The sequence below is a fragment of the Ensifer soli genome, from assembly GCF_041928815.1.
Classification (GTDB): domain Bacteria; phylum Pseudomonadota; class Alphaproteobacteria; order Rhizobiales; family Rhizobiaceae; genus JBHFEI01.
The window spans coordinates 67,998-75,135 of the sequence record NZ_JBHFEI010000016.1 but is presented as its reverse complement, the minus strand read 5'-3'; the positions used below and the strand labels follow the sequence as shown (position 1 = coordinate 75,135).

Below are 7,138 nucleotides of genomic sequence, written 5' to 3'. Positions count from 1 at the left end.
CGGAGCGGAGCAGGCGAAAGCCTTGTCACCGAGCAGGGCATCAAACTCTATGCCGTCGATCAACGGCGCAACGCCAATGGTGTCATAGCGGTTTCCCGGCAACAGGACGAAGCGCACGAGATTGCCCAAGGCATCGGTCATTGCCAAAATCTTGGTCGTCATACCGCCTTTGGAGCGGTTAATGGTCTGGCCCTAAGAGCACCTAACAAAATTGCCTGCAACAGATAATGGCGCATGCGAGTGTTACGGACGCCTTGTGGATGTCGGCCCGCCTTTCATAGCGGATGGCAAGGCGTCGGAACGGGTTGAGCCACGCGAAGCTGGACGGTTCTATCAACCTCGCCATTTTCCGGGATTTATGATTCACTGTGCCTTGGATGGGCTGCGAGGTGATCGATGCGAGGCCAGGCAGGATTTTTCGATGTGGATGATCGCCTTCGGCGGTTGAGCGATCTGGGCGACCAGCTCGAAGCCTATGCCCGTGTCGTTGATTTCGAGGCATTCCGGCCGGAGCTGGACAAGGCGCTGTCCTATGCAAGCGGACAGCAGAGTGGCCGGCCGCCCTACGATCCGGTGATGATGCTGAAGGTGCTGGTGATCCAGACGGCCAACACCCTATCGGACGAGGGCACAGAATTCCTGATCAACGACCGGCTCTCCTTCATGCGTTTCCTTGGGCTCGGGCTGTCCGACCGCGTTGCCGATGCCCGCACGATCTGGCTGTTCCGGGAGCGGCTGACCAGGGCCGGTGCCATCCAGCCTCTGTTCGAACGCTTCGACAGGATGCTGCGCGATGCCGGCACCATCGCCATGTCCGGTCAGATGGACGGTTCCAGCCTGGTGGCCGCGCCGAAGCAGCGCAACACGAAGGATGAGAAGGACGACATCAAGGCTGGCCGCGTACCGAACGCATGGAAGGACAAGCCTGCCAGCTCCGGCATAAGGACCGGGACGCACGCTGGACGGTGAAGTTCACCAAGGCAAAGCCGCAGGCGGACGGCACTCTCCCGCCGGTCGATATTGCCATCCCCGCCTTCGGCTACCAGAACCACATCTCGATCGACCGCAGGTACGGACTGATCCGCACATGGCTGGCGACGGATGCTGCCGCCTATGAAGGAGCCCGGCTGCGCGAAGGACTGCTCGACAAGACCAACACGGCCCGCACCGTCTGGGCCGATACCGCCTATCGCTCGAATGCCAATGAGGCCTTCATGGACAAGCACGGCTTCGTCAGCCGCATCCACCGCAAGAAGCCGCCAGGCCGGCCGATGTCGGAAGCGACATGTCGTGCCAACAATCTCAAGTCGAAGATCCGCTCGCGCGTCGAGCATGTCTTTGCCGAACAGAAGAGCCGCATGGGCCTGTTCATCAGAACTGTTGGCATCGCCCGGGCCACCACCAAGATCGGGCTGGCCGACATCCTCTACAACATGAAGCGGTTGATGTTCCTCAAACGGTCGCCGCTTGCCGCATAAGGCTGGCGGCAGCGCAGCAGACAGTGCCAACGTGAAACTATCCGCCGGTATGAAACGCCAAAGCACCACCACGCCGCAAAAAAACCTGCTCATCAACCTCGAAAATCACGTTGATAGAACCGTCCAGCTTGGGATATGTCCATTCTGTGGCATTGGGAGTATCAAGCGCGCTCATTTCAAAGAGCGCGAAGCTTATGACCATTACCTGCCGAAATCTATATACCCATTCAACTCCATCAATTTTCGAAATCTGGCGCCGGCTTGCCATGAGTGCAATAGTAGTTACAAGCTGACAAAGGACCCGGCTCATAGTGGTGTCGGCCGACGAAAAGCATTTTATCCGTATTCTGAATCCAGTTATTTGATCGAATTAGATATGACCTTACAGCATTGCGATATTGATGAATTAACACCCGGCGACGTTGAAATACAATTCGGCCCTGCCGTTCTTTCGTAAGAGATTTATACTTGGAAATATCTCTATGATATCGGAAAGTACTAGAAGGAAAGGCTTTTTGGAGAGCATGACGTAAAGTATTGTGTGGTGAAAATGTTGGAATAATGGAAATAATACGGAAAGCATCACGACGAGTTCCTGAATATAATTACCAGGCAGGCGCAAAAATGGCCACATGCTGACGAGAATTTCTTGAAGAAATCATTTTTTGATGCGTGCAAGACTGCTGGAATCCAAATCAGAACCTGCTTCGAAATGGACGACTCGAAAAACACTCGACCGGTTCGTCTTTGAGTTCCAGTCTCGCGAGTGGTTCCCTTCCAGCAAGTATGGGTTTGGACAAAAACCGCATCAATTACCCCATGGAATGGATCAATTAGACCGTCCACCACGGACATTCAACCCATCAAAGTGGGTTAAATAACTGCCGTTAGAACTGCCAGCTACCAAAACGGTCATTGAAGATTCTGATCCGGCTGACCATCTTCCGGCCGCGCAACGCACTGCCGCACGCGAACAGAATAAGCGACAGGCTGAGCACTGGTGTCATCCAGGCTTCATCGCCGCTGTTTGCGTCGAACAAGATGAGCGAAACGGCTCCCATTGCAGCGAAGAAGACCATCCCGAAATCGTATTGCTTTGAAAGGCTTTTGAGTCTGGCCGAGTGCTGAGTATAGCGCAACTGCCTTGCCAGCCTTCGTTTTTCGCATGCCAGTTGGTCGCGCTGGCGACCAAGGGCGTAGGCGCCCTGCATTATCTGCTCTTCGAAGCTCGATTTACTCATATCGCTGACCTCAGATATTTTTCTGCAATTTCCTCTGTGAATTCGCCGTGTTGTTCGGCGTAGTCGATCAGGAACCGGATGAGCTTCAAGCGCTTGTCCGATTCCACCTGACAGTTTTCCCTCGCAATAAAGGCATCAACTTGGTTCGTGACCTCGTGATACAGATCGACTACGTCCCGGTTGTAGGGGGTGCCTTCACCGGTCATCATCCAGACTGGATTGACGTTGAATTTCGTGTAAAGGGCGCGCAGTACGCGAACGGGAATCTCTCGCTGGCCGCGCTCATAAGTGTTGTAGCCGCCCTGGGACACCTCAAGCGCTTCCGCAAACGGGATCTGCTTCAGTCCCGAGTTTTCACGGATCATCGCTAACCGTTTGCCCATCTGAATGAGCAGCGTCTCTTGCGTCGAAATATTATTTTTCTGATAATCGCGTTGCATTTTGAGGATCGATGTGATTCTTCTGCGTTCATATCAGTCTATCGTCAGTTGGAGGTGAATTTCCAATGCAGGCGCAACTCTTGTCCCCCAAACAACTCGCAGACCGATCCGGATGGCCGGTTGCTCGCATCCGAAACCTGATCGCCAAGCAGGAAATCCGGCATGTCCGGATCGGAGGAAGTTTGTTCCTGCCGGAAAACGCCGTGGATGAGTATCTTGCGGCGAATATGGTCGAGCCCAAGCAGAAGGCTTTGGCACTTGCTGACAACGCCTCCAGAGCGTGAGGAGCGGCACATGAAGCAGCAAGCTGAAGCGCTGGCCCCACGGCCCATTTACAAGGTCGCGGTCAGCCGCGTCCGTGCGGCGGAACTTCTCGACGTCTCGACTGGCACCTTTGACGACTGGGTTCGCCGTGGACTGATGCCTAAAGGTGTGAAGATCGGCGCGTTGCGACGTTGGGATGCCGAGGAAATCCGGGCGTCCTGGTACGACATCAAAGAACAGGGCTTGAGCGGAGACGAAGACGATGGCGAAAACCCGTTTGATCATGCGGTCGGGTAATCAGCGCGTCCCCTTCAAATACTGCTCACGGGATGTCGATCGGCACGGCAACGAGCGTTTTTATCTCCGCCTGCCAGGTATGCCGAAGTACCGGATGACGTCCGCCTATCTGGACGAGGCCGGCAGCATCACCCAGGCGTTTACCGAGGAATATCACGCGTACTGTCTGGCGATCGTGGTGAAAAAACGGTCCCGATTTCAAGGCTGGAGCCCGGCTCGGTTCGCTGGCTTGTCGAGACCTATTATCGGTCAAAGGCGTTTCAAAGCCAGTCTCTGGCCACCCAGAAAGACAAGAAGAGCGTTCTCAATCGCTATTGCAGCAATGTGGGCGAACTGCCGGTCAAGAAGATTCGCAAATCCGACATCGAAGCCAGCCAGATGAAGCGCAGCGGCACGCCCGGAGCGGCTGACAAGTTGGTGAAATATCTGAAGGCGCTGTTCAATTGGGCTATCAGCGCCGAGTTGGCGACGTTCAATCCCACGAACGGCGTCACCAAAATCCATAAATCCCCCGGTTTCCACACCTGGAGCGAAGCGGAGCTGGCGCGCTATCGTGCAGCCTATCCGCTCGGCTCTATGGCCCGGCTTGCAATGGAACTGATACTGAATTTGGGCGTCAGACGCTCGGACCTGGTCAAGCTCGGCTGGCGGAACCTGGTCGGTGACCGTATCGAGTTCATTCCAGAGAAGGGGTCCAGCAAATATGCGCAGTCGCTCAGCCTGCCCGTCACGGACGAACTTCGTGAGGCGCTGGACGCGATCACACATGATCAGTCGACCTTCCTTATCACCGAATACGGCAAGGCATTCACCGGCAATGGCTTTGGCAACAAGATGCGCCAGTGGTGCAACGATGCCGATTTGCCGGAATGCTCGTCGCACGGCCTCAGGAAAGCGTCCGCAACGATCCTGGCTGTTGTTGGACACAGAGGACTGGATTATCCGGGAATATCTGGGAGAAGCCGGGATTTGGCGGAAATCGCCGAGAAATCAGAGCGATGCGCGGTATAGCAGCGCGCGCGGCTTGATTGGAATTTGACACCGACCAGCGGTAAAAATCAAGAGAATGACAGCTCAGCCGCCAAAAATTGGGTGGGGATCAAAGCGGGCGTGAAAAAACCGTGAAGCGCCTCAAGATGGGCTCAAATCATTGAAAAGTCATCGTTGAGGGCGGCTGAAGGAAACGTTAGCCCATTGCGAAAACGGACCGAAAGTCGGCGGGAGCGCCAATTTCAAGAAGGAAATCGCTTCCTTCTTACGTAAATGATCAAGAAATCAGAATGTTAGCTGAAAAGCAGCGCAATTTAAGAAGGAAGTGGCCGTCACGCCGACTTGCCGATGACGAAGCCGTTTCCGTTGCGATTTCCGCACGACATACATTGCAGCCGAGGGCGGAGGTTTTCGAGGTAAACATTCTCGCCAAAGCGCAAAGCGAGCTTCCAGCGGTCGAGCCAAGCGATGTGACCACAGGCCGCGCATTCACCGCCGAGGACATAGTCCGGCGACAATTTTGCGCAGGTGAGCCATGCCAGTTCGGCACATTTTCCGATGACATGGATGTCGGCAGACGGCACGGGAGTACCGGCCGCCAGGTCGATTGATCGACGATGGCGCATGGCAGTCGGTCCGGATGGAGTGGGTTCAGCGTTTGTCTGCGCGCAGCTGCGCCGGGCAGATCATCATGCCATCAGCAATGTGCTGCCGATCGAGGGACCGGCAGCACTTTCATGTTCACACCGCAGGCTTTCCGGCCCGCTGTCCGCGTCGCGGCTTGCGATCCGCCGGTTTCGTGTCCGGCGCGCCAATGCGCTTCAGGACAATGTGTGCCGGATTGGGGAAATGGTCGAGGCTGGCGCCGGTGGCGGCGTCAACGCCCATGCCAACGACGCCGCCGATCAGCACGTTGCCGGCAAAGCCTGCAGCGCCGTTGCCGCTGACCTTGGTTCCGATCTCGATACTGCCGGTCTCATATCCCGCTTTCTTGGCATAGGCCGTGAACTTGGTCTTGCGAGCGATGTCGAGCGTGCAAGGCGAGCGCGGGCAGTGATGGCCGGTCGAGGTCGAGATTTCGGCGTCGGACGGCTCAGCCGTGATGGTAACGCTTTCCGTGGTGCCGCGCGTGATCGAGCCGCAGCCCATCAGCGGCGCCATCGCCACCAATGCCACTACAATTCTGATATTCATTTTTTCCCCCAATGGTCGCGAAAATTGCGACAGGCAACGCTACTAAGATACAACTTTCAGTGTCAATGATTCTCGATTGATCCGATGAAGTTACGCGGCAAGGTCCGAGATCAGATCCATCGTCTGGCCAAACTCGCGGATCAGCCGAGGTGCCGACATCTCGCCGGTGTCCATATCGACATAGACCGCCAGTGCGGCTGTGCCGGCAAAGCGTTCAGCCATCACCTCCGCCAGCCGCACCGCAGACGCCTCGCTCGATGCAGGCCGCACTTCACCCGCCACCATTGCTCCACCCTTTATCTTGCGAAACGGAATCACGATGAACTTCTCATGCACGGCCATTCTGGAACCTCCTTGTCTGGCGCCTCAGATGTTCCTAGTTTGTTCTCGCAACCATAGGGAGTCAATCGGGCATGGAAAAGATTCCTATTTTCACATTCAAGCGGTGCGGCCGTACCAGACGACCCTGCCGACGACGATGAGATCGACGATGCGATCGGCGGCGAAGGTTTCGATCGGGTAGTTGCCGGCAACATTGTCGGACACCAGTTCGAGGCGACCGTCGAAGCGCCAGCGCGCGCGCTTGACGAGCAGATTGCCATCGGCATTAAAGACGTAAATCCGGCCGTCATCGACGATCTGCTGGCTCTGATCGACGATGAGCATGGCGCCATCCGGGAAGGTGGGCTGCATGCTGTCGCCCTTGGCCCACATGATGTGACAGCTGTCCGGCTGAGCGCCAATCTCGCGCAGGAAACGGCGTTCGAACGTCACCTCATTCACCGGATGTTCTCTGTATGCGATTTCACCCCTGCCGGCAGACGCGTTTACGTCGAACTGCGGCAGTCGAATAAAGCCATCAGGGACAGTTCCAGAAATAACCCGCTCCTCGCCCGGCAGCATCTCACCATTTCCGGTAAGTACCCAAACGACTGAAGATCCGGTTGCATTTGCGATTGCCACGATTGCCGAGGCTTTTGGCTCTGTCGAGCCATCCACCCAGTTTCCCAAAGTTCGACGCGGCACTGATAGCGCATCAGCCAATTTGTTCAGTCCACCGATCAAATCGGCGGCAGATTTTATCCGAGCTCCAAGACCAGACATGATCATGCAATATTTTGCCATATAAGCCATTTTTGGCTTGATGATATGGCAATTAATTGCTACTCCTTTCCTTGAATACGGACTCACACACCCAAGAAAAGGGAGGCTTTGCACCGCCTCCCTCGTCTAA

10 protein-coding genes and 3 pseudogenes are annotated in these 7,138 nt (G+C 55.8%); 5 read left to right on the top strand and 8 right to left on the bottom strand.

Going from position 1 to position 7,138, the window contains the following annotated elements; all coding sequences use genetic code 11:
• Nucleotides 1–189 (bottom strand): annotated as a pseudogene (locus ACEVQ6_RS20035) (IS5/IS1182 family transposase); the annotation flags it as partial.
• Nucleotides 190–202: 13 nt separating this feature from the next.
• Nucleotides 203–325, bottom strand: a pseudogene (locus ACEVQ6_RS20030) (IS5/IS1182 family transposase); the annotation flags it as partial.
• A 71-nt stretch (nt 326–396) separates the two neighbouring features.
• Between ACEVQ6_RS20030 and ACEVQ6_RS20025 the strand changes: the two are divergent.
• Together ACEVQ6_RS20025 and ACEVQ6_RS20020 are read left to right on the top strand one after the other, a co-directional pair.
• A pseudogene (locus ACEVQ6_RS20025) lies at nt 397–1,478 on the top strand (IS5 family transposase).
• Nucleotides 1,468–1,935 carry an HNH endonuclease gene (locus ACEVQ6_RS20020; protein ID WP_374890819.1) on the top strand — a complete coding sequence of 156 codons (468 nt, stop codon included), beginning with the start codon at nt 1,468–1,470 and terminating at the stop codon, nt 1,933–1,935. Before ACEVQ6_RS20025 ends, ACEVQ6_RS20020 begins: the two are co-directional and overlap by 11 nt.
• Before the next feature lie 430 nt (nt 1,936–2,365).
• Here the strand turns inward: ACEVQ6_RS20020 and ACEVQ6_RS20015 are convergent, their stop codons facing one another.
• Both ACEVQ6_RS20015 and ACEVQ6_RS20010 read right to left on the bottom strand, forming a co-directional pair.
• Nucleotides 2,366–2,719 (bottom strand): hypothetical protein, encoded by a 354-nt coding sequence (locus ACEVQ6_RS20015; RefSeq protein WP_374890818.1) that lies wholly within the window; start codon nt 2,717–2,719, stop codon nt 2,366–2,368.
• On the bottom strand, nt 2,716–3,159 hold the full coding sequence (locus ACEVQ6_RS20010; protein WP_374890817.1) for a helix-turn-helix domain-containing protein: 444 nt from the start codon (nt 3,157–3,159) through the stop codon (nt 2,716–2,718). Before ACEVQ6_RS20010 ends, ACEVQ6_RS20015 begins: the two co-directional genes overlap by 4 nt.
• 65 nt (nt 3,160–3,224) lie before the next feature.
• Here ACEVQ6_RS20010 and ACEVQ6_RS20005 point away from each other — a divergent pair, with 65 nt between their 5' ends.
• From ACEVQ6_RS20005 to ACEVQ6_RS19995, 3 genes are all read left to right on the top strand, one after another.
• Nucleotides 3,225–3,443 carry a helix-turn-helix domain-containing protein gene (locus ACEVQ6_RS20005; RefSeq protein ID WP_043613259.1) on the top strand — a complete coding sequence of 73 codons (219 nt, stop codon included), beginning with the start codon at nt 3,225–3,227 and terminating at the stop codon, nt 3,441–3,443.
• Between the two features lie 10 nt (nt 3,444–3,453).
• Nucleotides 3,454–3,720, top strand: a complete 267-nt coding sequence (locus ACEVQ6_RS20000; protein WP_044458832.1) for a helix-turn-helix transcriptional regulator — start codon at nt 3,454–3,456, stop codon at nt 3,718–3,720.
• Between the two features lie 324 nt (nt 3,721–4,044).
• Nucleotides 4,045–4,731 (top strand): site-specific integrase, encoded by a 687-nt coding sequence (locus ACEVQ6_RS19995; protein WP_374890816.1) that lies wholly within the window; start codon nt 4,045–4,047, stop codon nt 4,729–4,731.
• Between the two features lie 311 nt (nt 4,732–5,042).
• On the opposite strand, the gene ACEVQ6_RS19990 is transcribed toward ACEVQ6_RS19995, so the two are convergent.
• The 4 genes from ACEVQ6_RS19990 to ACEVQ6_RS19975 form a co-directional block, all read right to left on the bottom strand.
• A complete protein-coding gene (locus ACEVQ6_RS19990) occupies nt 5,043–5,336 on the bottom strand; it encodes a hypothetical protein (RefSeq protein WP_374890815.1) in 294 nt (97 codons plus the stop codon).
• Between the two features lie 115 nt (nt 5,337–5,451).
• Nucleotides 5,452–5,904: a translation initiation factor 2 gene (locus ACEVQ6_RS19985; protein WP_374890814.1), complete on the bottom strand. Its 453-nt coding sequence runs from the start codon at nt 5,902–5,904 to the stop codon at nt 5,452–5,454.
• 90 nt (nt 5,905–5,994) lie between these two features.
• A complete protein-coding gene (locus tag ACEVQ6_RS19980) occupies nt 5,995–6,246 on the bottom strand; it encodes a hypothetical protein (RefSeq protein WP_374890813.1) in 252 nt (83 codons plus the stop codon).
• A 96-nt stretch (nt 6,247–6,342) separates the two neighbouring features.
• Nucleotides 6,343–7,122 (bottom strand): LexA family transcriptional regulator, encoded by a 780-nt coding sequence (locus ACEVQ6_RS19975; RefSeq protein ID WP_374890812.1) that lies wholly within the window; start codon nt 7,120–7,122, stop codon nt 6,343–6,345.
• Nucleotides 7,123–7,138 lie beyond the last annotated feature (16 nt).